Annotated in this window: 23 protein-coding genes and 1 pseudogene; 19 read left to right on the top strand and 5 right to left on the bottom strand. The window is 72.6% G+C overall.

Annotation, left to right across the window (positions count from 1 at the left end; all coding sequences use genetic code 11):
- Positions 1–74: 74 nt before the first annotated feature.
- Complete coding sequence (locus tag AF335_RS11025; protein ID WP_102918165.1) at positions 75–1268, bottom strand: ABC transporter ATP-binding protein; 1194 nt, start codon at positions 1266–1268, stop codon at positions 75–77.
- A 128-nt stretch (positions 1269–1396) separates the two neighbouring features.
- On the opposite strand from AF335_RS11025, the gene AF335_RS11020 reads away from it, so the two are divergent.
- The 4 genes from AF335_RS11020 to AF335_RS11005 all read left to right on the top strand — a co-directional run bounded on the left by AF335_RS11020 (position 1397) and on the right by AF335_RS11005 (position 5082).
- Positions 1397–2122: an ABC transporter permease gene (locus AF335_RS11020; RefSeq protein WP_102918164.1), complete on the top strand. Its 726-nt coding sequence runs from the start codon at positions 1397–1399 to the stop codon at positions 2120–2122.
- Positions 2122–2835 carry an ABC transporter permease gene (locus tag AF335_RS11015; protein WP_102918163.1) on the top strand — a complete coding sequence of 238 codons (714 nt, stop codon included), beginning with the start codon at positions 2122–2124 and terminating at the stop codon, positions 2833–2835. Before AF335_RS11020 ends, AF335_RS11015 begins: the two co-directional genes overlap by 1 nt.
- Positions 2836–2887: 52 nt before the next feature.
- Positions 2888–3871 (top strand): ABC transporter substrate-binding protein, encoded by a 984-nt coding sequence (locus AF335_RS11010; RefSeq protein ID WP_102918162.1) that lies wholly within the window; start codon positions 2888–2890, stop codon positions 3869–3871.
- Between the two features lie 218 nt (positions 3872–4089).
- Positions 4090–5082, top strand: a complete 993-nt coding sequence (locus AF335_RS11005) for a hypothetical protein (protein WP_425329112.1) — start codon at positions 4090–4092, stop codon at positions 5080–5082.
- Between the two features lie 171 nt (positions 5083–5253).
- Here AF335_RS11005 and AF335_RS11000 read toward each other — a convergent pair whose 3' ends face one another.
- Both AF335_RS11000 and AF335_RS10995 read right to left on the bottom strand, forming a co-directional pair.
- Positions 5254–6348: an NADH-quinone oxidoreductase subunit D gene (locus AF335_RS11000; protein ID WP_102918721.1), complete on the bottom strand. Its 1095-nt coding sequence runs from the start codon at positions 6346–6348 to the stop codon at positions 5254–5256.
- Between the two features lie 124 nt (positions 6349–6472).
- On the bottom strand, positions 6473–7489 hold the full coding sequence (locus tag AF335_RS10995; RefSeq protein WP_102918161.1) for an SAM-dependent methyltransferase: 1017 nt from the start codon (positions 7487–7489) through the stop codon (positions 6473–6475).
- 121 nt (positions 7490–7610) lie between these two features.
- On the opposite strand from AF335_RS10995, the gene AF335_RS10990 reads away from it, so the two are divergent.
- Together AF335_RS10990 and AF335_RS10985 are read left to right on the top strand one after the other, a co-directional pair.
- Positions 7611–8804: a sensor histidine kinase gene (locus tag AF335_RS10990; RefSeq protein ID WP_102918160.1), complete on the top strand. Its 1194-nt coding sequence runs from the start codon at positions 7611–7613 to the stop codon at positions 8802–8804.
- 185 nt (positions 8805–8989) lie between these two features.
- Positions 8990–9667 (top strand): response regulator, encoded by a 678-nt coding sequence (locus tag AF335_RS10985; protein ID WP_087926925.1) that lies wholly within the window; start codon positions 8990–8992, stop codon positions 9665–9667.
- A 258-nt stretch (positions 9668–9925) separates the two neighbouring features.
- On the opposite strand, the gene AF335_RS10980 is transcribed toward AF335_RS10985, so the two are convergent.
- A complete protein-coding gene (locus tag AF335_RS10980; protein ID WP_102918159.1) occupies positions 9926–11008 on the bottom strand; it encodes a DUF5937 family protein in 1083 nt (360 codons plus the stop codon).
- A 99-nt stretch (positions 11009–11107) separates the two neighbouring features.
- Here AF335_RS10980 and AF335_RS10975 point away from each other — a divergent pair, with 99 nt between their 5' ends.
- The 12 genes and pseudogenes from AF335_RS10975 (at position 11108) to AF335_RS10925 (ending at position 20345) form a co-directional block, all read left to right on the top strand.
- Positions 11108–11446 carry a hypothetical protein gene (locus AF335_RS10975; RefSeq protein WP_102918158.1) on the top strand — a complete coding sequence of 113 codons (339 nt, stop codon included), beginning with the start codon at positions 11108–11110 and terminating at the stop codon, positions 11444–11446.
- 167 nt (positions 11447–11613) lie between these two features.
- Positions 11614–12534 (top strand): Rossmann-like and DUF2520 domain-containing protein, encoded by a 921-nt coding sequence (locus AF335_RS10970; RefSeq protein WP_102918157.1) that lies wholly within the window; start codon positions 11614–11616, stop codon positions 12532–12534.
- Positions 12531–13397: a pantoate--beta-alanine ligase gene (gene panC, locus AF335_RS10965; RefSeq protein ID WP_102918156.1), complete on the top strand. Its 867-nt coding sequence runs from the start codon at positions 12531–12533 to the stop codon at positions 13395–13397. The genes AF335_RS10970 and panC overlap by 4 nt, the downstream gene beginning before the upstream one ends.
- Positions 13394–15044, top strand: a pseudogene (locus AF335_RS35545) (L-aspartate oxidase); the annotation flags it as partial. The gene panC and the pseudogene AF335_RS35545, both read left to right, overlap by 4 nt.
- Before the next feature lie 185 nt (positions 15045–15229).
- A complete protein-coding gene (nadC, locus tag AF335_RS35540) occupies positions 15230–16126 on the top strand; it encodes a carboxylating nicotinate-nucleotide diphosphorylase (RefSeq protein ID WP_170127689.1) in 897 nt (298 codons plus the stop codon).
- Positions 16126–16923, top strand: coding sequence for a type III pantothenate kinase (locus AF335_RS10955; protein WP_102918154.1), 798 nt, complete (start codon positions 16126–16128; stop codon positions 16921–16923). The genes nadC and AF335_RS10955 overlap by 1 nt, the downstream gene beginning before the upstream one ends.
- A gap of 100 nt (positions 16924–17023) precedes the next feature.
- Entirely contained in the window at positions 17024–17707 is a 684-nt protein-coding gene (locus AF335_RS10950; protein WP_102918153.1) for a hypothetical protein, read from the top strand.
- A gap of 89 nt (positions 17708–17796) precedes the next feature.
- A complete protein-coding gene (locus tag AF335_RS10945) occupies positions 17797–18513 on the top strand; it encodes a hypothetical protein (protein ID WP_102918152.1) in 717 nt (238 codons plus the stop codon).
- Between the two features lie 66 nt (positions 18514–18579).
- On the top strand, positions 18580–18759 hold the full coding sequence (locus AF335_RS10940) for a hypothetical protein (RefSeq protein ID WP_102918151.1): 180 nt from the start codon (positions 18580–18582) through the stop codon (positions 18757–18759).
- A gap of 151 nt (positions 18760–18910) precedes the next feature.
- The gene (locus AF335_RS10935; RefSeq protein ID WP_087926917.1) at positions 18911–19306 is read left to right on the top strand and encodes a BlaI/MecI/CopY family transcriptional regulator; all 396 of its coding nucleotides are present in this window, start codon (positions 18911–18913) and stop codon (positions 19304–19306) included.
- Positions 19307–19315: 9 nt separating this feature from the next.
- Complete coding sequence (locus AF335_RS10930; protein WP_102918150.1) at positions 19316–19834, top strand: amino-acid N-acetyltransferase; 519 nt, start codon at positions 19316–19318, stop codon at positions 19832–19834.
- A 172-nt stretch (positions 19835–20006) separates the two neighbouring features.
- Entirely contained in the window at positions 20007–20345 is a 339-nt protein-coding gene (locus AF335_RS10925; protein ID WP_102918149.1) for a histone-like nucleoid-structuring protein Lsr2, read from the top strand.
- On the opposite strand, the gene AF335_RS10920 is transcribed toward AF335_RS10925, so the two are convergent.
- Positions 20276–20947, bottom strand: a complete 672-nt coding sequence (locus tag AF335_RS10920; protein WP_102918148.1) for an SCO3374 family protein — start codon at positions 20945–20947, stop codon at positions 20276–20278. The genes AF335_RS10925 and AF335_RS10920 overlap by 70 nt on opposite strands.
- A 490-nt stretch (positions 20948–21437) precedes the next feature.
- Here AF335_RS10920 and AF335_RS10910 point away from each other — a divergent pair, with 490 nt between their 5' ends.
- A complete protein-coding gene (locus AF335_RS10910; RefSeq protein WP_102918147.1) occupies positions 21438–23963 on the top strand; it encodes an ATP-dependent Clp protease ATP-binding subunit in 2526 nt (841 codons plus the stop codon).
- Positions 23964–24027 lie beyond the last annotated feature (64 nt).

Genomic DNA, 24027 nt, shown 5'->3' with positions numbered 1-24027 from the left:
GTTGTGTGGGCTGTGAGCGGGTAGGGGACAAAGCCCGCCCCACCCGCACCGGCCCCGGCCGGGCCGCCGTGTTCCTACACGTCGGCGACCGTCTCCACCTCGACCTCCGCGCGGGCGGCACCCACCGCCTCGGCGGCCGTAGAGCGGCGCAGCGCCTCGTGCAGGCGCGCCGGGGTGAGGACGCCCAGGAAGTGGTCCGCGCCGGCTCCGTCCAGGACGGCGATCCAGCCCGCGTCGTGCTGGAGCATGGTGCTGAACGCCTGCTTCAGCGAGGCGCCCACCGGCAGCCAGGCGTCCATGTGGCGGGCGTGGTCGCGGACCGTCGCCTCGCCCTTCCGCACACCGCCGGCGGTGCCCGCGCCGGTGAGGGCGTCCGCGGAGACCCAGCCGTGGAGGTGCTCGGCGTCGTCCAGGACGACGGCCCAGCGGGCGCCCTCCGCGGCGAGCCGGGCCGCCGCACGGCCCACGGTGTCGTCGAGGTGGACGACCGGCGGCTGTTCGAGGTCGCCGGCCTCGATGGAGGTGACCGAGAGCCGCTTCAGCCCCCGGTCGGCCCCGACGAAGTCGGCGACGTACGGCGTGGCCGGGGAGCCCAGCACCGCGGCCGGCGGGTCGAACTGTTCGATGCGGCCCTCGCCGTACACCGCGATGCGGTCCCCGAGCCGGACGGCCTCCTCGATGTCGTGCGTGACGAAGAGGACGGTCTTGCGGACCTGGGACTGGAGCCGCAGGAATTCGTTCTGGAGGCGCTCCCGGACCACCGGGTCGACCGCGCCGAAGGGCTCGTCCATCAGCAGGACGGGCGGGTCGGCGGCCAGCGCCCGGGCCACCCCGACGCGCTGGCGCTGCCCGCCGGAGAGCTGGTCGGGGTAGCGGTCGCCGTAGACGGAGGGGTCGAGTCCGACGAGGTCGAGGAGTTCGGCCGCGCGGGCGCGGGCCTTCTTCCGCTGCCAGCCCAGCAGGTGCGGGACGGTCGCGGTGTTGTCGAGCACCGTCTTGTGCGGGAAGAGGCCGACCTGCTGGATGACGTAGCCGATGCGGCGGCGGAGTTCGACGGGGTCGACCGTGGAGATGTCCTCGCCGCCGAGGAGGATCCGCCCCTCGGTGGGCTCGATCAGCCGGTTGACCATCTTCATCGTGGTGGTCTTGCCGCAGCCCGAAGGTCCGACGAGCGTGACCAGCTCGCCCTCCGCCACCTCGAAGGACAGGTCGTCGACGGCGGTGGTGCCGTCGGCGTAGCGCTTGGTGACGTGCTCGAAGCGGATCATGGTTCCCCATTCTTGCCGTTCTGCCTCCGGACATTGTTGCCGTTGTGTGGCGACGGACTCGAATGTCAGTGCCCGGGGTTAGGGTCGCCAGTAACCGACGGTCAAGGCCCAGGGGGAGGTGAGAGCGTATGGCGGAGCAGAGCTGTCTGGTCAGCAACGACTGGATCTGCGGCGAGTATCTGAGCACCCGCGGCCAGGAGCTGGTGGACGCCACGCTCCAGCACATCGGCATCACGCTCGCGTCGGTCGCGATCGGGCTGCTCGTCGCGTTCCCGCTGGCGCTGCTGGCCCGCGCCCGGCGGAGCGTGCGCGGCCCGGTCCTCGGGCTGACCACGGTGTTCTACGCGATCCCGTCGCTCGCCATGTTCTCGCTGCTGGTGCCGGTCCTCGGCCTCTCGGTGTCCGTCGTGGTCACCGGCCTGGTGCTCTACTCCCTCACCATCCTCGTGCGGAACATCCTGGCGGGCCTTGCCGCGGTGCCCGAGGAGGCCCGTGAGGCGGCCCGGGGCATGGGGTACGGACCGGTGCGGCTGCTGTTCGGGGTCGAACTCCCGCTGGCGCTGCCCGCCCTGATGGCCGGTCTGCGGATCGCCACGGTCTCCACGGTCTCGCTCACCACCATCGGATCCATCATCGGCTACGGCGGCCTGGGCAATCTCGTCCTGGGCGGCCTGCGCAGCTACTTCAAGGCGGAGGTGCTGACCGCCTCCGTGCTGTGCGTGCTCCTGGCGATCGTCGCCGACGTCGCCCTGCTGCTCCTCCAGCGGCTGCTGACGCCCTGGACGCGGACCCCCCGGCGGCGTGCGCCGCGCGTGGGAGCGGCGCAGTCCCCGGCCGGGGAGGCTGTGGCCTGATGGACGTCGTCGAGCGGACGTGGACGTGGCTGGCCACCGGCGCCCACTGGACCGGTGGGGACGGTGTCTGGCACCGCCTCGACCAGCACCTCTATCTCACGGCCGTGAGCCTGCTGATCTCCTGTGCGATCGCGCTGCCCGTCGCGGTGGTCCTCGGCCACCTGGGCCGGGGCGGCGCGCTGGCGGTGAACCTCTCCAACGTGGGCCGGGCGGTGCCCACGTTCGCGGTGCTGGTGCTGTTGCTGCTGAGCCCGCTGGGGCAGTACGGCTCCTGGCCGACCGTCATCGCGCTGGTGCTCTTCGCGATTCCCCCGGTGCTGACCAACGCCTATGTGGGCATGCGCGAGGTCGACCGGGACATGGTCGAGGCCGCGCGGGGTATGGGGATGACCGGCCCTCAGGTGGTCGCCCGGGTGGAGCTGCCGCTCGCCTTTCCGCTGATCATGACCGGTGTGCGGTCCGCCGCAGTGCAGATCGTGGCCACGGCCACGCTCGCCGCGCTGGCCGGCGGCGGTGGCCTCGGCCGGGTCATCACGGCCGGCTTCCGGCTCACCGACACCGCGCAGGTGGTGGCCGGGGCGCTGCTGGTGGCCGTGTTCGCGCTGCTGGTGGAGGGCGTCTTCGTCCTGCTGGCGCGGCTGCTGGACCCGGTGCGCCGCCGTTCGGGGCGGGCGGCGGCGAAAGTGGTGCCCACCCCCGTATCCGACGTCTGATCAAGGGGCGCCCCGGACCGCCGGACGTGCCACCGAAATGAACGGAGTTCCCATGAGCAGGACCTCGCGTCGCGCACGGACCGGCCGTGCCCTCCTGGCGGCGGGTGCCGTCGCCGCCCTGACCGCGGGCCTCGCGGCCTGCGGAGGCGACAGCCTGGAGAAGTCCGGGGGCGAGGGCGGCGGCTCCGCGAAGCCGGGCCAGGGTTCGCTGGTGATCGGCTCGGCCTCCTTCACCGAGTCCAAGGTGCTCGCGGAGATATACGCGGGCCTGTTGAAGGACGCCGGATATTCGGTGTCGATCAAGACAGTGGACGCCCGTGAGCTGTATGAACCGGCGCTGGAGAAGGGCGAGATCGATGTCGTCCCGGAGTATGCCGCGACGCTCGCCGAATTCCTGAACAAGAAGCAGAACGGCAAGGACGCGCCGCCCGTCGCCTCCGCCGATGCCGGTGCCACCGTGAAGGCGCTCCGGAAACTCGCCGAGCCGCGTGGTCTCAAGGTGCTGGACCCCGGTCGCGCCGTCGATCAGAACGCCTTCGCTGTGACCAAGGAGTTCGCGGAGAAACACCAGCTCAAGACGCTTTCCGAGCTGGGGAAGTCGAAGGAGCGGATCAAGCTCGCGGCGGGCGACGAATGCCCTGAGCGGCCCTTCTGCCAGCCCGGTCTGGAGAAGACCTACGGCATCGACATCACGGGCATCGACCCGCTGGAGGTCGGCAGCACCCAGGCCAAGCAGGCGGTCAAGCAGGGCAAGGACCAGCTGCTGCTGACCACGACCACGGACGCGACGCTCGAACAGTTCGGTCTGGTCCTGCTGGAGGACGACAAGAAGCTCCAGAACTCCGACAACGTTCTTCCCGTGGTGAATGCGAAGAAGGCGGGTTCGCAGAAGATCACGGACGCTCTCGCCAAGCTCACCAGGGTGTTGACCACGGAAGATCTCACGGAACTCAACAAGAAGGTGGACGCGCTGCGGCTCAAGCCCGCGGATGTCGCCGCCGGATACCTCAAGGACAAGGGACTGTTGACGAAGTAGAGGAAGCAGAGGGAGTAGGGAGAGCAGAGGGAGTAGTGGCGTAGGGGAGAAGTAAGATCAAGGGAAGAGTTTGGTGGTGGAGTCACACACCCGAGGCGACGCACGGTAAGTTTCAGGCCATGCCACGAGGACGCCACCGCCATTCGCCGCCCCTGCACAGGCTTCTTCCCCCATCGACGGTCGCCGCGACATCGGTCGCCTGCGCCGCCGGTGCCTGGGTGGTGGGTGAAACGGTCGTCATCCGGGGCCTCGCCGCGGCGGCCGCCGCCGCCGCGGTGGTCGGTGCCGTGCTGATGCGCCGTTGGGACCGCTCCGCCGGAAAGCGGGTCGCCCAGCTCACCGCCGCCCGGGTGCGGGACGAGTGGAAGACCGAGGAGCGCATAGCCGAGCTCGAGACGGAGCTGGAGGAGGCCCGCGCGATCCGGGCCAAGCTGGAGGGCAAGCTGCGCGGCAAGCGCGCCGAGCTCGCCCGGCTCCGTACCGAACACGCCGACCTGCTGCGCCGTTACGCCACCGCCGAGACCGAGCGGGCCAGCGCGCTGGAGGGCCGCCGGGTCGCCCGGGGCTCCGTGCCCCGGCCCGCGAAGGCCCTGGAGTCCACCGCGCCCGCGGGCACGCCCGGCTCGATCGTCGCCGCGGCCGCCTACCGCAAGGCCGCCGAGGCCCTCCGCGACCTGGAGCGCAACGCCGCCCTCCAGCAGGCGGAGGAGGAAGCGGAGGCCGCTGAGGCCGCTGAGGAGACGGGTGCGGACGCGGCCGCTCCGGATGACCTGACCTCTGGGACGCCGGACGCCCCGGCGTCCTCCGAGTCCGCGCGCTCCGACGCCACCGCCGAGTCCCCGGCCGGGACGGCCGCGCGGGCCGCGACCACCGAGCCGGTGGACAAGGCGGACCGGACGGACAAGGCGGACCGGACGGACAAGGCGGCGGGCGGGTCCGCCGGGACCGGCAAGGCGCCCCGGGCCCTCGGCCCGCCGCGGCCCCGGCCGGCCCGGCGCCCGCCGGGCCGAAGACCGTCGTCCCGCAGCAGCCCGCCGCGCGCCGCCCCGCGTCCCGCGCCCAGGGCGGCTTCGACTTCTTCGGCACCCAGCAGTCCCCGCCCCCGCGCCCCGTCGAGGAGACCGACCTCGCGGACGTCGTCGGCGAGGAGGCCCTCGCCGAGGTCGAGGCCGGTGCCGACGCCGAGGCCGAGGGCGACGTCATCGACCTGACCGCGCACGACGAGACCGAGCAGATAGACATCGCGGAGCTGCGCACCGCCATCTCCTGACGGAGCGTCGCGACGCGGCCCGCACCGCGAACGGCCCCCGGCGGAAGTCCGCCGGGGGCCGTTCGCACGGCACCGCGGTATTCGATCCGGCCGCGTCCGGTTCAGCCGCCGGTCACTTGTCGATGTCGCCGACGACGAAGAAGAGCGAGCCCAGGATCGCGACCATGTCGGCGACCAGCGTGCCGGGCAGCAGCTCGGTCAGCGCCTGGATGTTGTTGAACGAGGCCGACCGCAGCTTCAGCCGGTACGGCGTCTTGTCGCCCTTGGAGACCAGGTAGTAGCCGTTGAGCCCCAGCGGGTTCTCGGTCCACGCGTACGTCGCGCCCTCCGGCGCCTTCAGCACCTTCGGCAGCCGCTGGTTGATCGGGCCCGGCGCGAGCTCCCCGATCCGGTCCAGGCACGCCTCCGCCAGCTCCAGCGCGTTGTGCGTCTGCTCCAGCAGGACCTCGAAGCGGGCCAGGCAGTCCCCGTCCTCGCGGGTGACGACCCGCAGGGTGTCCTGGAGCTCCCCGTACGCGAGGTACGGCTCGTCGCGGCGCAGGTCGAAGTCGACGCCGGACGCGCGGGCGATCGGCCCGCTGACCCCGTACGCGTGCACGGCCTCCCGCGACAGCACGCCGACGCCGCGGGTCCGGCCGCGGAAGATCTCGTTGCCGAGGACCAGCCGGTCGTAGACGTCCATCCGGGAGCGGACCTGGGCCACCGCGTGCCGGGCCCGGCCGAGCCAGCCGGCCGGCAGGTCCTCCTTCAGGCCGCCGACGCGGTTGAACATGTAGTGCATCCGGCCGCCGGAGACCTCCTCCATCACCGTCTGGAGCTCCTCGCGCTCGTGGAACGCGTGGAAGACGGGGGTGATGCCGCCCAGCTCCAGGGGGTAGGAGCCGAGGAACATCAGATGGTTGAGCACCCGGTTGAGCTCGGCCAGCAGCGTCCGCGTCCACACCGCGCGCTCCGGCACCTCCATGCCGAGCATCCGCTCGACGGCGAGGACGACGCCGAGCTCGTTGGAGAACGCCGACAGCCAGTCGTGGCGGTTGGCCAGCATGATGATCTGCCGGTAGTCGCGCGCCTCGAAGAGCTTCTCCGCGCCGCGGTGCATATAGCCGACGATCGGCTCGGCGTGCTGGATCCGCTCGCCGTCCAGCACGAGCCGGAGCCGCAGCACGCCGTGCGTGGACGGGTGCTGCGGCCCGATGTTGAGCACCATGTCGGTGCTCTCCGCCGCGCCGCCCACGCCCACGGTCGTCTCTGAGAGACCGGTGAGGCCGGCGGTACCGGTGGTGCCGGGAGAACCAGGGGAACCGGGAGAAGGGGCCATGGGGAGTAGTTTGTCAGCCCTCCGCCGCCGGGTGGTCCCCGCCGGTCCGCAGCAGGTCCGCGCAGGCGTCGCCGACCGGCTGGACCAGCCAGCCGAAGCCGCCCAGCCCCGCCGGGGCCGTCAGCTCCGCCGCCTCGCCGGCCGCCCCGAGGGCCCGTACGTAGCCGGCCGGGTCGGAGGAGGCCAGGGACAGCGGGGGGCGGGTCCCGTCGACGCCCAGCGCGCGCAGCGCCACCCGCTGGGTGAGCAGGGCGGCGCCGGGCCCGGCGCACGCGTCCAGGGCGACGTGGGCGGTGATGTCGCACGAGCCGTCCGGCACCGGCCGCACCTCACGGCCCTCGCGGAAGCCGGCGAGCGTCCCGAAGGGCGGGCGCGTGTCGCGCCGGTGCGCGTAGTCCACGGCGACCGCGAGCCCCGCCCGCAGGCTGCCCACGGCCCGCGCCCAGGCGGCGTCCCGCGGCCGGCCGATCTCGGCGCGGCTGCCGGGGGGCGCGCCGTCCAGCGGCCACCAGCGGGCGAGCCAGTCGGCGTCCGCGCCGGACACCGGCTCGCCGAGCAGCTCCTCGCCGTCCTCCTGCACCAGCACCTGGCGGGCGGTGCCGTCCGCGTCCGCCTCGGCGACGTCCACGGGGACGTTGTCGAGCCATTCGTTGGCGAAGAGCAGCCCCTCGACGCCGTCCGGGACGTCACTCAGCCAGGTGATGCGCGGGTCCAGCCCCGGCGGGCGCGCGGCCCGCTCCACGGCGTACGGGCGCAGCCGCGCGGCCGTTCCGGCCGGCACGGCGGCCAGCACCCCGGTCAGCAGCTCGCCCCGGCCCGCCCCGACGTCGGTGAACGCCAGCTCCGCCGGGCGCCCGAGCGCGTCGTCGACGCGGCACAGCAGCTCGGCGACGGCCCCGGCGTACCGCGGGGAGGCGTGCACGGAGGTACGGAAGTGCCCGGCGGGTCCCTCCGGGCGCAGGTAGAAGCCGTTCGGGCCGTACAGCGCGGCCTCGGTGGCGGCCCGCCACGTTCTTGTTCCGCTTGCCATACGCACACGCTATGCGCCCTTCGTGGGCGCACCGCCTCCACCTTGGGGAGTAGGCGGGGCGTCGCCGGATCGATCGTCCGATTGACCCCAGCACGTACGCGACGTGCCTACGCTGGGTGACGTGCAGCGCCTCTACGACTTCCTCCGCAGGCACCCGACGGGTGTGGACACCTTCTGGGCCGTGCTGCTGTTCGGCCTCAGCGCCCTGGTGATCGCCGAGGAGAGCGACCGGGAAGCCTTCGCGAACCTGGGCGTCGCGGCAGTGCTGTGCCTGGTGGTCGCCCTGCGGCGGCGCGCCCCGGCGAAGATGCTGCTGCTGGCGACGGCGGCCGGGGTGTTGCAGCTGATCATCGACTCGCCGCAGCAGCTGGCCGACTTCGCGATGCTGGTGATCATCTACACCGTGGCGTCCGGGCCGGTCCGCTGGGCGTCGCGGTTCGCCCTGATCGGAGGGCTGCTCGCGCCGCTGATCGCCACCCTCCGCTGGGGCAATCCCGAGCAGGGGGTCAACCAGCACATCATCGGCACGGTCTTCGTGACCGTCCCGTTCGTCCTCGCGTGGGTCCTCGGCGACTCGATGCGCACCCGCCGCGCGTACTGGGCGCAGCTGGAGGAGCGCGCCAGCCGGCTGGAGAAGGACCGCGAGCAGCAGGCGCGGATGGCGGTGACGGCCGAGCGGGCGCGCATCGCGCGGGAGCTGCACGACGTCGTCGCGCACAACGTCTCGGTGATGGTGGTGCAGGCGGACGGCGCCGCGTATGTCCTGGACGCCTCGCCCGAGCAGGCCAAACAGGCCCTGGAGACGATCTCCGGCACCGGCCGTCAGGCGCTGGCCGAGATGCGCCGGCTGCTGGGCGTGCTGCGCACCGAGGAAGGCGCCGAGGGCGGTGAGTACGTCCCGCAGCCCGACGTGGAGCAGATCGGCGATCTGGTGGAGGAGGTGCGCGGGGCCGGGCTGCCGGTGGAGTTCCGGGTGGAGGGCGCGCCCCGGCCGCTGCCGAGCGGTGTGGAGCTGACCGCGTACCGCATCGTCCAGGAGGCCCTCACCAACACCCGCAAGCACGGCGGTCCGGAGGCCGGTGCCAGCGTCCGGCTGACGTTCTTCGACGACGGGCTGGGCCTGCTGGTCGAGGACGACGGCCGGGGCGCGCAGCACGAGCTGTACGAGTCGGGTGGTGCGGACGGCATGGGGCACGGCCTGATCGGGATGCGCGAGCGCGTCGGAATGGTCGGGGGCACGCTGGACGCGGGACCGCGGCCCGGGGGCGGCTTCCGGATCAGCGTGCTGCTGCCGATCAAGCCGGGCGGCCGCTGACCGGCAGACCCGCCTACCGGATCTCCGACGGCTGCCGGTCCGTCGCCGGACTGCTGACCGGTCCGTCGCCGGACCACCGACCGGCCGCTTCCGGGCCACTGACCGGACCGTTCCGCTCCAGCACCCCGCCGACCGCCTACGATCCGAACAGCCACGATCCGAACCGCTAGGAAAGGGACGACCGCATGTCGATCCGCGTGATGCTCGTCGACGACCAGGTGCTCCTGCGCACCGGGTTCCGCATGGTGCTGGCCGCCCAGCCGGACATGGAGGTCGTCGCCGAGGCCGGGGACGGCGCGGAGGCCCTGGAGGTGCTGGCCGGCACGGAGGTGGACGTCGTCCTGATGGACGTGCGCATGCCGCGGCTGGACGGGGTGGAGGCGACCCGCCGCATCTGCCTCCAGGAGAACGCCCCGAAGGTGCTGATCCTGACCACCTTCGACCTCGACGAGTACGCCTTCTCCGCGCTGAAGGTCGGGGCCAGCGGCTTCATGCTCAAGGACGTGCCCCCGGCCGAGCTGCTGGGCGCGATCCGGGCCGTGCACAGCGGTGACGCGGTCGTGGCGCCCAGTACGACGCGCCGCCTGCTGGATCGTTTCACTCCCATGCTCCCCAGCACCACGAAGGAACCGGCGAGCGCCGAGCTGGCCCGGCTCACCGGGCGGGAGCGCGAGGTCATGCTGCTCGTGGCGCAAGGGTTGTCCAACGGCGAGATCGCGGCCCGGCTGGTGCTGTCGGAGGCCACGGTCAAGACCCATGTGGGACGGATCCTCACCAAGCTGGGGCTGCGGGACCGGGTGCAGGTGGTTGTCCTCGCGTATGAGAGCGGCTTGGTCCGGGCGGGGGGCGGCGCGGGGCAGTAAGGGGGGCGGTGAGCGGCGCGGTGAGGGGGCGTGGGGTGGGTGGGCCGGGTGCGGCGGGTGCCTCCGGCGGTCTTTCCCCAGCCCCGCCCCTTCCCGAATGTCCTCAATCGCCGGACGGGCTGAATTTCAGCCCGTCCGGCGATTGAGGACCGGGGTCCGGGGCGGAGCCCCGGTTCGGGAAGGGGCGGGTAGGGGACAAAGCCCCGCGCAGCGGCCCGAAAGACCCTGCCCGGCCGTAGCCGCGGCCGCCCGCGAGGGCTACCGCAGCACCGTCTCCAGAAAGTCGCTCCCGATCCGCGCCACCACCGTCAGATCCAGCTGGTGCAGCACATACCGCCCCCGCCGCCGAGTGCTCAGCAGCCCCGCCTTCTTCAGCACGGCTATGTGCCGGGACACCTCCGGCGGCGTCAGGTCGTAGGCGGCGGCCAGCTCGCCCGTGGTGTGCGGGCCGCGCGCCAGGGTGCGGCACAGCCGCATCCGCACCGGGTGGGCGAGCGCCTCCATGCGCTGCTGGACCAGCCGTGGGGCGGTGACCTGGGGGAGGTCCGGGCTGGTGATCGGATACTGCACCACCGGCCGCCAGCCGGGGCGGTAGACGAGGAGCAGGTGGGGCCAGCCGAAGGCCGTCGGCAGGAACGTCACCGAGCCGCCGTGCGCCCTCGTCCGGCCGTTGGCCAGCTTGTCGACGACGATGCGGGACCCGTCCTCGCTGAGCGACACGGCGGGGGAGACGGCCGTAAGGGCCTCGCCGAGCCCCTTACGGCGCAGCAACTCCGCCTTGTGCCGCGCGTCGGCGGCGAGCTGCACCCGGACGCGCTGCCAGTTGTCGGCGAAGAACGCCTCCTCGCAGTCCTCGAAGAGACGACGCAGCCAGGCCCGCAGCGCCGAGGGGTCCTTCATCATCCGTTCGGTGAACTCCGCCTGGCGCGGACCCCGGGCGGCGGACAGCTCCCGGACCCGCGCCCGCTGCCGGGGATCGACCAGCGGGGAGGCGGCCGGCCGGTCGTAGTCCCCCGAGCAGGTGATCTCGAAGGCGGCGGAGACGAAGGTGTCGTCGTCCATCCGGTCGAGGTCGTCCAGCTCCTCCGCGAGCGTGGCCCGGGGGACGGCCGGCAGCAGGATGTCCGAGCGCATCGAGCGCCACAGGAAGTCGGCCTCGGTCAGCCGGTCGGCGAGGTCCGGCTCAAGGGCGGAGGCGGTGGCCGTGGCCCAGCCGTGCAGTCCGGGGTGGTGAGCGGGCTCGGACAGCGCGTGCAGCATCGCTCCCAGCTCGGCCAGCGGCGACAGGTGGAAGCCGACGCGCTCGTGCGGCAGGCCGGTGATGTCGATGTCCACGCTCATGGCCTCATCCTCGCTTCCTTTTCGCAGGTCGGGACGTCATTTGACGGTCCTCGTCAATCGACGGGGCGGTCGGTGCGCCGACGGCGCAAGGTGGGCCGCATGGACGCCACACAGCAGCACCTCCTCGACCTCTACCGCGCCGCACAGCACCAGGACCCCGCCCCGCCCGCCCCGGGCACGGGAGAGCGGGCCCTCGCCCGTGAGGTACGCACCTGGTGGGACTTCCGGGCCGTCGTCGACCGGCGGGCCGCCGAGCGTCGGGCCCGCCGGAGGACCCTCCTCGCCTTCCTGCGGCCGGGCGCCCGCACCGCCGCCCGTACGGCCGCCGCCCCCATGACCCCCGCCGCCCCCGCCGCTCCCGCGCCGCGCCCCCAGGCTTCGCAGCGGACCGCGGCCCCGCTCTCCACGTGCTCGACCCCGCCCATGCGCCGAGCATGACGCATCCGGCGGACCTCCCCCGAGTTGTCCACAGGCGGGCCGGGGCCCGCGCCGACAGGTTTTCCACAGGGCTGGGGACGTTCAGAAGCGGCCTTCTTCCACTCGCGTAGCATGACGAGGGAATCGTCCGGTACCCCCCGCGGACTGGAACGGAAGGCCATCGCCGCGTGAACGCACATCCCCTCCCGGAGCACCCGAGCCCCCAGGACCGACCCGCCAGGCTCACCGTCGGCGTCGTCGGCGCGGGCCGTGTCGGCCCCTCGCTCGCCGCCGCGCTCAAACTGGCCGGGCACCGCCCGGTAGCCGCCTCCGGTGTCTCGGACGCCTCCGTGCGCCGGGCCGCAGCCCTGCTCCCGGACGTCCCGCTCGTCCCGCCCGCCGAAGTGCTCGCCCGTGCCGAGCTGGTCCTCCTCACCGTCCCCGACGACGTCCTGCCCGGTCTCGTCGCCGGGCTCGCCGAGACCGGTGCCGTCCGCCCCGGCCAGCTCCTCGTGCACACCTCGGGCCGCCACGGCACGGCCGTCCTCGACCCGGCGCGCCGGGCCGGCGCCCTGCCGCTCGCCCTGCACCCGGCCATGACCTTCACCGGCACCCCGGTCGACGTCGAGCGGCTGGCCGGCTGCTCCTTCGGCGTCACCGCCCCCGACCAGCTGCGGCTCGCCGCGGAGGCCCTGGTCATCGAGATGGGCGGCGAGCCCGAGTGGGTGGCGGAGGAAGCCCGCCCGCTCTACCACGCGGCCCTCGCCATGAGCTCCAACCACCTGATCACCCTGGTCGCCCAGGCCATGGAGCTGCTGCGGACCGCCGGGGTCTCGGCCCCCGACCGTATGCTCGGCCCCCTCCTGGGCGCCGCGCTGGACAACGTCCTGCGCTCCGGCGACGCCGCCCTCACCGGCCCGGTGTCGCGCGGCGACGCCGGCACCGTGGCCGCGCACATCGCGGAGCTGCGCGCCCACGCCCCCCGGTCCGTCGCCGGTTACCTGGCCATGGCCCGTACGACCGCGGACCGCGCCCTCGCGCACGGCCTGCTCAAGCCCGAACTTGCGGAGGACCTGCTCGGCGTCCTCGCGGACGGAGACCTCGCATGATCACCCAGCTTCCGCGCACCGCGGAGGAGCTCCACGCCCTCCCGCGCGAAGGCCGCCGGGCCGTCGTGATGACGATGGGCGCCCTCCACGAGGGCCACGCCACCCTGATCCGCTCCGCCCGCCGGCTGGTCGGGCCCGAAGGCCAGGTCGTCGTCACGGTCTTCGTCAACCCGCTCCAGTTCGGCGCCGGCGAGGACCTCGACCGCTATCCGCGCACCCTCGACGCGGATGTCGCGCTCGCCGGGGAGTCCGGCGCCGACGCCGTCTTCGCCCCGTCCGCCGACGAGGTCTACCCCGGCGGTGAGCCCCAGGTCCGGATCACCGCGGGCCCCATGGGCGAGCGGTTCGAGGGCGCCTCGCGCCCCGGCCACTTCGACGGCGTGCTCACCGTCGTCGCCAAGCTCCTCCATCTCACCCGGCCGGACGTCGCGCTCTTCGGGCAGAAGGACGCCCAGCAGCTCGCGCTGATCCGCCGCATGGTCCGCGACCTCAACTTCCCGGTCGAGGTCGTCGGCGTCCCCACCGTCAGACAGGGCGACAACCTCGCCCTCTCCAGCCGCAACCGCTATCTCTCCGAGGCCGACCGGGCCACCGCGCTGGAGATCTCCCGCGCCCTGCTGACGGCCGGGGCGGCCGAGGAGCTCGGCGCCGGGCCGGTCCGCCGCTCCGCCCGGGCGATCCTCGACGCCGCCGCGGAGCTGGAGCCCCCGCTCGTCCTCGACTACGTGGCCCTCATCGACCCCGCCGACTTCACCGAGGTCGCCGACGACCACACCGGTGACGCCGTCCTCGCCGTGGCCGCCCGGGTGGGCGCCACCCGCCTCATCGACAACATCCCCCTGACCCTCGGAGGCCGGCGATGACCGGGATACGCCTGCACGCGCCGCACCCCGGCTGGGCCACCCGGGCCGACGTCGTCGTCATCGGCTCCGGCGTCGCCGGGCTGACGGTCGCGCTGCGCTGCGCCGCCGCCGGCCGTAAGGTCACCGTCGTCACCAAGGCCCGCCTGGACGACGGCTCCACCCGTTGGGCCCAGGGCGGCATAGCGGCGGCGCTCGGCGAGGGCGACACCCCCGGGCAGCATCTCGACGACACCCTCGTCGCCGGTGCGGGCCTCTGCTCCGAGGAGGCCGTCCGCGCCCTGGTCACCGAGGGACCCGACGCGGTGCGCCGGCTCATCGCCACCGGTGCCCGCTTCGACACCGACGCCGGCACCGGCGAGATCCTGCTGACCCGCGAGGGCGGCCACCACCGCCGCCGGATCGCCCACGCCGGCGGCGACGCCACCGGCGCCGAGATCTCCCGCGCGCTCGTCGAGGCCGTCCGCGCCGCCGGTATCGAGACCATCGAGCACGCCCTCGTCCTCGACCTCCTCAAGGACGACGAGGGCCGCGCCGCCGGTGTCACCCTGCACGTCATGGGCGAGGGCCGGGTCGACGGCGTCGGTGCCGTCCACGCCCGGGCCGTCGTCCTGGCCACCGGGGGCATGGGCCAGGTGTTCTCCGCGACCACCAACCCCGCGGTCTCCACCGGCGACGGCGTCGCCCTGGCCCTGCGCGCCGGGGCGGAGGTCTCCGACCTGGAGTTCGTCCAGTTCCACCCCACCGTCCTGTGGCTGGGCCCCGACGCCGAGGGCCAGCAGCCCCTGGTCTCCGAGGCGGTCCGCGGCGAGGGCGCCCACCTCGTCGACGCCGACGGCCACCGCTTCATGGTCGGCGCCCACGAGCTCGCCGAGCTCGCCCCCCGCGACATCGTCGCCAAGGGCATCATGCGCAGGATGCAGGAGACCGGCACCGAGCACATGTACCTCGACGGCCGGCACTTCGGCGCCGAGATGTGGGCGAGCCGCTTCCCCACCATCCTCGCCGCCTGCCGCGCCCACGGCATCGACCCCGTGACCGAGCCGATCCCCGTCGCGCCCGCCGCCCACTACGCCTCCGGCGGCGTCCGTACGGACCTGCGCGGCCGTACCACCATCGAGGGCCTCTACGCCTGCGGCGAGGTCGCCTGCACGGGCGTCCACGGCGCGAACCGGCTCGCCTCGAACTCCCTCCTGGAGGGCCTGGTCTTCGCCGAGCGCATCGCGGCGGACATCGCCGCCCTGCGGCACGCCCCCGACCCGCTGCCCGCGCCCCCCGGGGGCACCGCCGACGCGCTCCCCGGCACCTCCGCCGTGGCCGAGACCGCCGGGTTCCTCGTACCGCCCAAGGCGCGCCTGGAGATCCAGCGCGTCATGACCGCGGGCGCCGGCGTCCTCCGCTCCGCCGCGAGCCTCCGGCGCGCCGCCGCCGAGCTGGACCGGATCGACACCGAGCGGTCGAGCACCCTGGAAGCGCCCGGCACCGAGAGCTGGGAGGCCACCAACCTCCTCCTCGTCTCCCGCGTCCTGGTCGCCGCCGCCCTGCGCCGCGAGGAGACCCGCGGCTGCCACTGGCGCGAGGACTTCCCGGACCGCGACGACACCGCCTGGCGCCACCACCTCCGGCTGACCCTCCGCCCGGACCGTACGCTCGCCGTCTCCCGTACGGACTCGGCCGCATTCCCGCCCGTCATCCCCTCCGCCCCCAAGGAGACCAGCGTGAGCACCCCCGAAGACCTCGCCCTGCACCGGATCGCCCTGCCCGGGGAGGAACCCGCCACGGCCGGCGGCTGCGGGGACGGCTGCGGCTGCGGCGAGACCTTCGTCGAGGACGCCATGGAGTGCGGGCTCGACCCCGCCCTCGCCGCGCTCCTCACCGAAGCCGGTCTGAACCCCCTCCAGGTCGAGGACCTCGCCCACCTCGCGATCGAGGAGGACCTCGACGGCGGCGAGGACGTCACCACCGTCGCCACCATCCCCGAGGACGCCGTCGCCACCGCCGACTTCACCGCCCGCGAGGACGGCACCGTCGCCGGGCTGCGCGTCGCCGAGGCGATCCTCTCCGTCGTCTGCACCGACGAGTTCGAGGTCGAGCGGCACGTCGAGGACGGCGACCGGGTGACGGCCGGCCAGAAGCTGCTGTCCGTGCGGACCCTCACCCGGGACCTGCTCACGGCCGAGCGCGGCGCCCTCAACCTGCTGTGCCGCCTCTCCGGCATCGCCACCGTCACCCGCGAGTGGAGCGACATCCTCAAGGGCACCAAGGCCGCCGTCCGCGACACCCGCAAGACCACGGTCGGCCTGCGCGCCCTGGAGAAGTACGCGGTGCGCTGCGGCGGCGGCGTCAACCACCGGATGTCCCTCTCGGACGCGGCGCTCGTCAAGGACAACCACGTCGTCGCGGCGGGCGGCGTGGCCGAGGCGTTCCGGGCCGTCCGCGCCCGCTTCCCGGACGTCCCCGTCGAGGTCGAGGTGGACCGCCTCGACCAGATCCCCCCGGTCCTCGCCGAGGGCGCCGACCTGATCCTGCTCGACAACTTCACCCCCGAGCAGACCCGCGAGGCCGTGGAGCTCGTCGCGGGCCGCGCGCTGCTGGAGTCCTCCGGCCGTCTGACCCTCGTCAACGCCCGCGCCTACGCCGAGGCCGGCGTCGACTACCTCGCGGTGGGCGCGCTCACCCACTCCGCCCCGATCCTCGACATCGGCCTGGACCTCCGGGAGGAGGGCGCCTGATGCTGCTCACCATCGATGTCGGCAACACCCACACCGTCCTCGGCCTGTTCGACGGCGAGGACATCGTCGAGCACTGGAGGGTGTCCACCGACGCCCGGCGCACCGCCGACGAGCTGGCCGTCCTGCTCCAGGGCCTGATGGGCATGCACCCGCTGCTCGGCGAGGAGCTGGGTGACGGCATCGACGGCATCGCCATCTGCTCCACGGTCCCCTCCGTCCTGCACGAGCTCCGCGAGGTCACCCGCCGCTATTACGGCGACGTCCCCGCCGTCCTGGTCGAGCCGGGCGTCAAGACCGGCGTGCCGATCCTCATGGACAACCCCAAGGAGGTCGGCGCCGACCGCATCGTCAACGCCGTCGCGGCCGTCGAGCTCTACGGCGGCCCGTGCGTCGTCGTCGACTTCGGCACGGCGACCACCTTCGACGCGGTCAGCGCCCGGGGCGAGTACACCGGCGGCGTGATCGCCCCGGGCATCGAGATCTCCGTCGAGGCGCTGGGCGTCAAGGGCGCCCAGCTCCGCAAGATCGAGCTGGCCCGGCCGCGCAGCGTCATCGGCAAGAACACCGTCGAGGCCATGCAGTCCGGCATCCTCTACGGCTTCGCGGGCCAGGTCGACGGCGTCGTCAACCGCATGGCGCGCGAGCTCGCCGACGACCCCGACGACGTCACGGTGATCGCCACGGGTGGCCTGTCGCCGCTGGTCCTCGGCGAGGCTTCGGTGATCGACGAACACGAGCCGTGGCTCACGCTGATCGGCCTGCGCCTGGTCTACGAGCGCAACGTCGCCCGGTCCTGACGCGCGGCCCCGGCCGGTACGGCCCGCGTCCGGGCCCGGGAATTCCCCGGGTCCGGACGCAACCGACCCCCCGCTCCGACGGTCCTGTCAGCTGCGGAGCATGATCGTGTACATGATGGGCGTGGGGTTCATGGGCAGAAGACGGACGGTGCGGCTGGTCTCCCTCGCCGCCTCGGGGGCGGCGGGGCTGGTCCTGGCCGCGGTCCCGGCATGGGCGGGGGCGCCGCAGGGCGCCGACTACCAGGCCGTCGCCCAGCCCGTCGTGGGCCGGGTCGGCCAGACCGTCGGGGTCGAGCTGGGCGTCAGGAACGGCGGCCCCGGCCCGGCCGGCGGGCACGGCGCCCGCGCGGGCCGGGGCGCGGGCACGTACGAGGTGACGGCCCCCGAGGGCACCACGATCACCGCGACGCCGCCGCCGGGCGCCGGCGGCCGGCTGCCCTGCATCGCGACGCCCTCGCCCGGCGCCGGGCCCGTCCGCTACCGCTGCGCGATCGGTGACGACTTCCCGCCCGGCGACCGCGAGACGCTCCGGTTCCAGGTACGCATCGACAGGAAGGTCGAGGGCGCCGAGGGGCGGGTGCGCGTCCTCGACCACGACGGCTCGGCCGCCCCCGACCCGGATCCGGACAACGACACCGCGCCGATCCGGGTGGAGGTCGTGGACCACGCCCCGCCGGCCCTCGTGGAGCCCGACACCAACGGCACGCTGCTGCTCGCCACCGCCTCCGGTACCGCCCTCTCGGCCGGCGCCATCGCCCTGGGCGTCCGCCGCAAGCAGCGCTGAGCGTCCGTCCGCGCGCCCCTCTCCGGCGATGCCACGCCCGGAAATGGCAGCTCAGCGAAATTTGTCCGCTTAGCACTTAAAGTCGGCCCATGCCCACGCCCTATGGATCCCGCGGCGGCATGGCGTTCAGCGCGGACGAACTGCGCGTGCTGCGCCGAGCCCTCGCCATCGCCCTTCATCCCGAGTCCGTCCCCCCGCGTCCCGGCCCCGAGCGCGACGAAGAGGTGCGCGAGTGCCTCCGGCTCGCGGAGGCGGTGGACGAGGCCACGGCCGAGGGCGGCAGGCTGCGCGCCTTCCTCCTCGCCGACCTCGCCCGCTACCGCGCCGCCCTGCCCGGCGCCGCCACCGGCTACGCGGAGCGGCTCCAGGCCGCCCTCGCGGCGGGCTACCGCCCCGGGCCGGAGGACCTGACCGCCCTCCGCCGCCTGTGCGCGGCGCCCGCGGGCAGGGTGGAGGCCGGCCGCCGGCACGCCCTGCTGGCCCGCTGCGAGCGCCTGGCCGAGCAGGACGTACGGGCCAGGCTCGCGGACCGCGGTGCCGCCCCCGGTGGCGCCCTGACGGGCCCCTGCCGGCTGCTGGCCCTGCCCGGCGGCCGCGCGTCGGCCGGTCCCGGCGCGGCGGGACCCGATCCGAAGCCGAAACCCGCGCCCAAGCCGGACCCGGCGGCCCCGAAACCGGATCCCGGGGCGCCGAAAGGGCCGGGAACGCCCGAGCGCCCCATTCCCACCCCCGGCGAGGTGTTCCCGCCCCGCCGTAAGGCCGCTCCGCCCGGCGCGGTGCGGGGACCCGAGGCCAGACCCGCCTGAGGCGCGCGTAATCTGGACGGGTCGCTCACAAGCCGCGCAATACCGACCCAGAAGGAGCCGACGGCCATGGATTATGTCGCCGCACTGGTGCCGCCCGTGGTGATGGCGGTCGCATTCACCGCTCTGGTCGTGACGATCGTCAAGAGTCAGGGTGGCGCGAACAAGGCCAAGGAAGACGCCTTCGTGGACGCCGCCCTCGCCCGCGCCGAGAGTGCCGGGCGGCCGGTCAAGGCCGGCGAAGCCTGAGGCGTCGCCGGGTCGTGCGACGCCCCGAGGGCGCGGCACGTCCCCAGGGCGTACGGACCGAGACCGCAATTCTCGGCCGTGCGCCCTTTTTGCTGCCCCTATCCCGCCCCGATAAACCGGCATTCCAGGCATCTCCCACTATTATTCGCGTGTGGTTCGACGCCTGGGTGATCTGGAAGACGCCGTCATGACGCGCGTGTGGGACTGGAACCGGCCGGTCACTGTTCGAGAAGTGCTGGAAGACCTTCAACAGGAACGGTCCATCGCGTACACGACCGTGATGACCGTAATGGACAACCTGTATCAGAAGGGCTGGCTGCGCCGGGAAGCGGAAGGCCGTGCCTATCGATATGAGGCGGTCTCCAACCGGGCCGCCTACTCGGCCGCACTGATGAACGAAGCGTGGTCCCTCAGCGACAACCCCGCAGCGGCTCTCGTGGCCTTCTTCGGCATGATGTCAGCCGAACAACGCGAAGCCCTGCGCGACGCGATCCGGGTCGTCCAACTCGACGGGCCCGGCGAGCCGGGGGGCCCTCCGGGGCGATAGCGTCCCGCCATGCCCGCACTATCTAATGTCGTCACCGTCCGCCGCGCCCGGACCAGCGATGTTCCCGCGCTCCGTCGCATCCTCAACACGTACGTTCGCGAGCGCATCCTCCTCGACAAAGCCACCGTCACGCTTTACGAGGACATCCAGGAGTTCTGGGTGGCGGAGCGGGACGCGGACGGCAGCGTCATCGCCTGCGGCGCTCTCCATGTGATGTGGGAAGACCTCGCGGAGGTGCGCACTCTCGCCGTCGACCCGGCCGCCCGGGGCTCGGGCGTCGGCCACGCCGTACTGGACAAGCTGCTGCAGACGGCGCGCTGGCTGGGCGTACGGCGCATTTTCTGCCTCACCTTCGAAGTCGACTTCTTCGCGAAGCACGGCTTCGTGGAGATCGGTGAGACGCCGGTGGACGGTGATGTCTACAGCGAGCTGCTGCGTTCCTATGACGAGGGCGTTGCCGAGTTCCTGGGTCTCGAACGGGTGAAGCCGAACACCCTTGGCAACAGCCGGATGCTTCTGCATCTGTGATCGCGACCCCTATCGCGGTCCCTATGTCCGAATCGCGCCCCTATCACATGCCTCCGGAAGGGATGGTTCCCACGCGGAAGGCGGGCTGAACCTTCCCGGGGGGTTTGTGTTTTTCCGGCAAAGGCGGTTTGCTATTCCTCCGTAATCCCATTTTCCACTGAAAGGATTCCCCGTGGCACAGAAGGTTCAGGTCCTTCTTGTCGATGACCTCGACGGTGGCGAGGCGGACGAGACCGTGACGTTCGCGCTCGACGGCAAGAGCTACGAGATCGACCTCACGACGGCCAACGCCGACAAGCTCCGCGGTCTGCTGGAGCCGTACACCAAGAGCGGTCGTCGCACGGGTGGCCGCGCCGCGGCCGGTCGCAGCAAGGTGCGCGCGGGTGCCACGGGCGGCAGCCCCGACACCGCGAAGATCCGCGCCTGGGCCAAGAAGAACGGCTACAGCGTCAACGACCGCGGCCGTGTCCCCGCCGACATCCGTGAGGCGTACGAGAAGGCCAACGGCTGATCTCCCGTCGGCCGACGTGTGCGCGCCTGCCCGGCGCGCAGCAATCGGGCCCGGTGGCACTCCGTCGCCGCCGCGCTCACGAGCCGTACGAGATCGGGGGCGCCCCCCTCGCCCCCGAGTCCGGTCACCGGAAGCGTCGGCTCGACCTCGCACCCCGGCTCGGGAGGCCGTACCCATACGGCCCTCCCCGCGCCGAGCGCCCCCTGGTGCCCGCGGCCCGCGCGGTCCCCGGCGGAGCGCGGCAAGGGCGCGACGATCCGGCCGCCCGCACCCAGCGCGGTCAGATCCAGGGCCACCCCGCCCCACTCCAGCCAGTCGAGCAGCCCGGGCAGCTCGTCCGCGCTGCCCGCGGCGACCAGGAAGCGCAGCCTGCGCGCCCGACCGTCGAGCGTGACCGGTCCGGTCCGCCCGACGCGCCGCAGCACCGCGAAGCCGGCGTCCACGGGTAGGTCCAGGACGTCGAACCGCACCCCGGTGAGCAGGGACAGGGGCGCCCGGGAGCAGGGACCGGCGGTGGGCCACCGCAGCCCGTGCTCGTACCACCGGCGCGCCTGGCACCATGGGCACGGGGGAACACAGGGGCCCGGGAGGGTTGCGGTCATACGCGGTGCAACTGTGAAACTCCCAAGAGGTTACGCAGGGTTGATAGTTGGGCACGCTCCGTATAAGGAGTGAGGGGCGCGCGGGGGCTCCGGACGGCGCGGGGGTGTTCGCCCGTAGCGGATGGAGGGTGTTCGCGCCGCATGGATTGTCAATGCTTGCGGGTAGGACATTCCCAGTGGGAAGAGGCGGTATAGCAGCGCGCGGAGCGCTCCACCCGGGCCGCGGGCGGGCGTGTCGGGCCGAGCGGGCGTTCGCCATGGGCGTAGTGGTGGTGGGCGTATATCCCTGGCCTGCGGGAACATCGTCTCCCACCATCGGGTTGGAGGAGATGTCGGCTGTTCGGCAGCAGGTTTCTCCCGCCACCGCGGGGGTGATCCGGACGGATGTCGGCAGTTGGAATGAGCTGTCCCGTCCCACGGGACTAGCATGCGGAAGGACAGGGAGGGGACCGACCCCTAACTGCCTGACCGCTCTGAGGAGCGATTAACGATGTTCGAGAGGTTCACCGACCGCGCGCGGCGGGTTGTCGTCCTGGCTCAGGAAGAAGCCCGGATGCTCAACCACAACTACATCGGCACCGAGCACATTCTCCTGGGCCTGATCCATGAGGGTGAGGGTGTCGCCGCTAAGGCCCTGGAGAGCCTCGGGATTTCGCTCGAGGCGGTCCGCCAGCAGGTGGAGGAGATCATCGGGCAGGGCCAGCAGGCCCCGTCCGGGCACATTCCCTTCACTCCCCGTGCCAAGAAGGTCCTGGAGCTGTCGCTCCGCGAGGCCCTCCAGCTCGGCCACAACTACATCGGTACGGAGCACATCCTGCTCGGCCTGATCCGCGAGGGCGAGGGCGTCGCCGCCCAGGTCCTCGTGAAGCTGGGCGCCGATCTGAACCGGGTGCGGCAGCAGGTCATCCAGCTGCTCTCCGGCTACCAGGGCAAGGAGGCCGCCACCGCCGGCGGCCCGGCCGAGGGCACCCCCTCGACCTCGCTCGTCCTGGACCAGTTCGGCCGCAACCTTACGCAGGCCGCCCGCGAATCCAAGCTCGACCCGGTCATCGGGCGCGAGAAGGAGATCGAGCGGGTCATGCAGGTGCTGTCCCGCCGTACCAAGAACAACCCGGTCCTCATCGGCGAGCCCGGCGTCGGCAAGACCGCCGTCGTCGAGGGACTGGCCCAGGCCATCGTCAAGGGCGAGGTGCCCGAGACCCTCAAGGACAAGCACCTCTACACCCTCGACCTCGGCGCCCTGGTCGCCGGCAGCCGCTACCGCGGTGACTTCGAGGAGCGCCTGAAGAAGGTCCTCAAGGAGATCCGCACCCGCGGCGACATCATCCTGTTCATCGACGAGCTCCACACCCTGGTGGGTGCGGGCGCCGCCGAGGGCGCGATCGACGCCGCGAGCATCCTCAAGCCCATGCTGGCCCGGGGCGAGCTCCAGACCATCGGCGCCACCACGCTGGACGAGTACCGCAAGCACCTGGAGAAGGACGCCGCCCTCGAGCGCCGCTTCCAGCCCATCCAGGTCGCCGAGCCCTCGCTGCCGCACACCATCGAGATCCTCAAGGGTCTCCGCGACCGTTACGAGGCGCACCACCGCGTCTCCATCACGGACGAGGCCCTGGTCCAGGCCGCCCAGCTGGCCGACCGCTACATCTCCGACCGCTTCCTGCCGGACAAGGCGATCGACCTGATCGACGAGGCCGGCTCCCGAATGCGCATCCGCCGGATGACCGCGCCGCCGGACCTCCGCGAGTTCGACGAGAAGATCGCCGACGTGCGCCGGGACAAGGAGTCCGCGATCGACTCGCAGGACTTCGAGAAGGCCGCCTCGCTGCGCGACAAGGAGAAGCAGCTCCTCGCCGCGAAGGCGAAGCGCGAGAAGGAGTGGAAGGCCGGCGACATGGACGTCGTCGCCGAGGTCGACGGCGATCTGATCGCCGAGGTCCTCGCCACGGCCACCGGCATCCCGGTCTTCAAGCTGACGGAGGAGGAGTCCTCCCGCCTGCTGCGCATGGAGGACGAGCTGCACAAGCGCGTCATCGGCCAGAAGGACGCCATCAAGGCGCTCTCCCAGGCCATCCGGCGCACGCGTGCGGGCCTCAAGGACCCGAAGCGCCCCGGCGGCTCCTTCATCTTCGCCGGCCCGTCCGGCGTCGGTAAGACGGAGCTGTCCAAGACGCTCGCCGAATTCCTCTTCGGTGACGAGGACGCCCTGATCTCCCTCGACATGTCGGAGTTCAGCGAGAAGCACACCGTCTCGCGCCTCTTCGGCTCCCCGCCCGGATACGTGGGTTACGAAGAGGGCGGCCAGCTCACCGAGAAGGTGCGCCGCAAGCCGTTCTCCGTCGTCCTCTTCGACGAGGTCGAGAAGGCCCACCCGGACATCTTCAACTCGCTGCTCCAGATCCTGGAGGACGGTCGCCTGACCGACTCCCAGGGCCGGGTCGTCGACTTCAAGAACACCGTCATCATCATGACGACCAACCTCGGCACCCGGGACATCTCCAAGGGCTTCAACCTGGGCTTCGCCGCCCAGGGCGACGTCAAGACCGGGTACGAGCGGATGAAGGCCAAGGTCAACGAAGAGCTCAAGCAGCACTTCCGCCCCGAGTTCCTCAACCGCGTCGACGACACGGTCGTCTTCCATCAGCTCACCGAGGAAGACATCATCCAGATCGTCGACCTCATGATCGCCAAGGTGGACGAGCGGCTGAAGGACCGCGACATGGGCATCGAGCTGAGCTCGGAGGCCAAGTCGCTCCTCGCCAAGCGCGGCTACGACCCGATCCTGGGCGCCCGCCCGCTGCGCCGCACGATCCAGCGCGAGATCGAGGACATCCTCTCGGAGAAGATCCTCTTCGGTGAGCTGCGCTCGGGCCACATCGTGGTCGTGGGCACAGAGGGCGAGGGTGAGGAGAAGAAGTTCACCTTCCGCGGCGAGGAGAAGTCGGCCCTGCCGGACACCCCGCCGATCGAGTCCACGGCGGGCGGCGCAGGCCCGAACCTGTCGAAGGACGCGTAAGCGAATCAGGTCCGTAAGGACCTGGGCCGGCCCCGGAACCGTTCAGCGGTTCCGGGGCCGGCCC

The organism is Streptomyces eurocidicus, assembly GCF_002891295.1.
Taxonomy (GTDB): domain Bacteria; phylum Actinomycetota; class Actinomycetes; order Streptomycetales; family Streptomycetaceae; genus Streptomyces; species Streptomyces eurocidicus.
Note: the sequence above shows the minus strand (reverse complement) of the source record. Positions and strands in the feature narration are given on the sequence as shown.

What these genes read in the sequence shown, in the direction of transcription:
- AF335_RS10955 (WP_102918154.1), top strand. Translation starts at nt 16,126, where the DNA reads ATGCTGCTCACCATCGATGTCGGCAACACCCACACCGTCCTCGGCCTG.
- AF335_RS11015 (WP_102918163.1), top strand. Translation starts at nt 2,122, where the DNA reads ATGGACGTCGTCGAGCGGACGTGGACGTGGCTGGCCACCGGCGCCCAC.
- AF335_RS10945 (WP_102918152.1), top strand. Translation starts at nt 17,797, where the DNA reads ATGCCCACGCCCTATGGATCCCGCGGCGGCATGGCGTTCAGCGCGGAC.
- AF335_RS10975 (WP_102918158.1), top strand. Translation starts at nt 11,108, where the DNA reads ATGGACGCCACACAGCAGCACCTCCTCGACCTCTACCGCGCCGCACAG.
- AF335_RS10980 (WP_102918159.1), bottom strand. Translation starts at nt 11,008, where the DNA reads ATGAGCGTGGACATCGACATCACCGGCCTGCCGCACGAGCGCGTCGGC.
- AF335_RS10940 (WP_102918151.1), top strand. Translation starts at nt 18,580, where the DNA reads ATGGATTATGTCGCCGCACTGGTGCCGCCCGTGGTGATGGCGGTCGCA.
- AF335_RS10930 (WP_102918150.1), top strand. Translation starts at nt 19,316, where the DNA reads ATGCCCGCACTATCTAATGTCGTCACCGTCCGCCGCGCCCGGACCAGC.
- AF335_RS11000 (WP_102918721.1), bottom strand. Translation starts at nt 6,348, where the DNA reads ATGGTGCTCAACATCGGGCCGCAGCACCCGTCCACGCACGGCGTGCTG.
- AF335_RS10920 (WP_102918148.1), bottom strand. Translation starts at nt 20,947, where the DNA reads ATGACCGCAACCCTCCCGGGCCCCTGTGTTCCCCCGTGCCCATGGTGC.
- AF335_RS11010 (WP_102918162.1), top strand. Translation starts at nt 2,888, where the DNA reads ATGAGCAGGACCTCGCGTCGCGCACGGACCGGCCGTGCCCTCCTGGCG.
- AF335_RS10910 (WP_102918147.1), top strand. Translation starts at nt 21,438, where the DNA reads ATGTTCGAGAGGTTCACCGACCGCGCGCGGCGGGTTGTCGTCCTGGCT.
- panC (WP_102918156.1), top strand. Translation starts at nt 12,531, where the DNA reads ATGATCACCCAGCTTCCGCGCACCGCGGAGGAGCTCCACGCCCTCCCG.
- AF335_RS10985 (WP_087926925.1), top strand. Translation starts at nt 8,990, where the DNA reads ATGTCGATCCGCGTGATGCTCGTCGACGACCAGGTGCTCCTGCGCACC.
- AF335_RS10950 (WP_102918153.1), top strand. Translation starts at nt 17,024, where the DNA reads ATGATCGTGTACATGATGGGCGTGGGGTTCATGGGCAGAAGACGGACG.
- nadC (WP_170127689.1), top strand. Translation starts at nt 15,230, where the DNA reads ATGGAGTGCGGGCTCGACCCCGCCCTCGCCGCGCTCCTCACCGAAGCC.
- AF335_RS11020 (WP_102918164.1), top strand. Translation starts at nt 1,397, where the DNA reads ATGGCGGAGCAGAGCTGTCTGGTCAGCAACGACTGGATCTGCGGCGAG.
- AF335_RS10995 (WP_102918161.1), bottom strand. Translation starts at nt 7,489, where the DNA reads ATGGCAAGCGGAACAAGAACGTGGCGGGCCGCCACCGAGGCCGCGCTG.
- AF335_RS11025 (WP_102918165.1), bottom strand. Translation starts at nt 1,268, where the DNA reads ATGATCCGCTTCGAGCACGTCACCAAGCGCTACGCCGACGGCACCACC.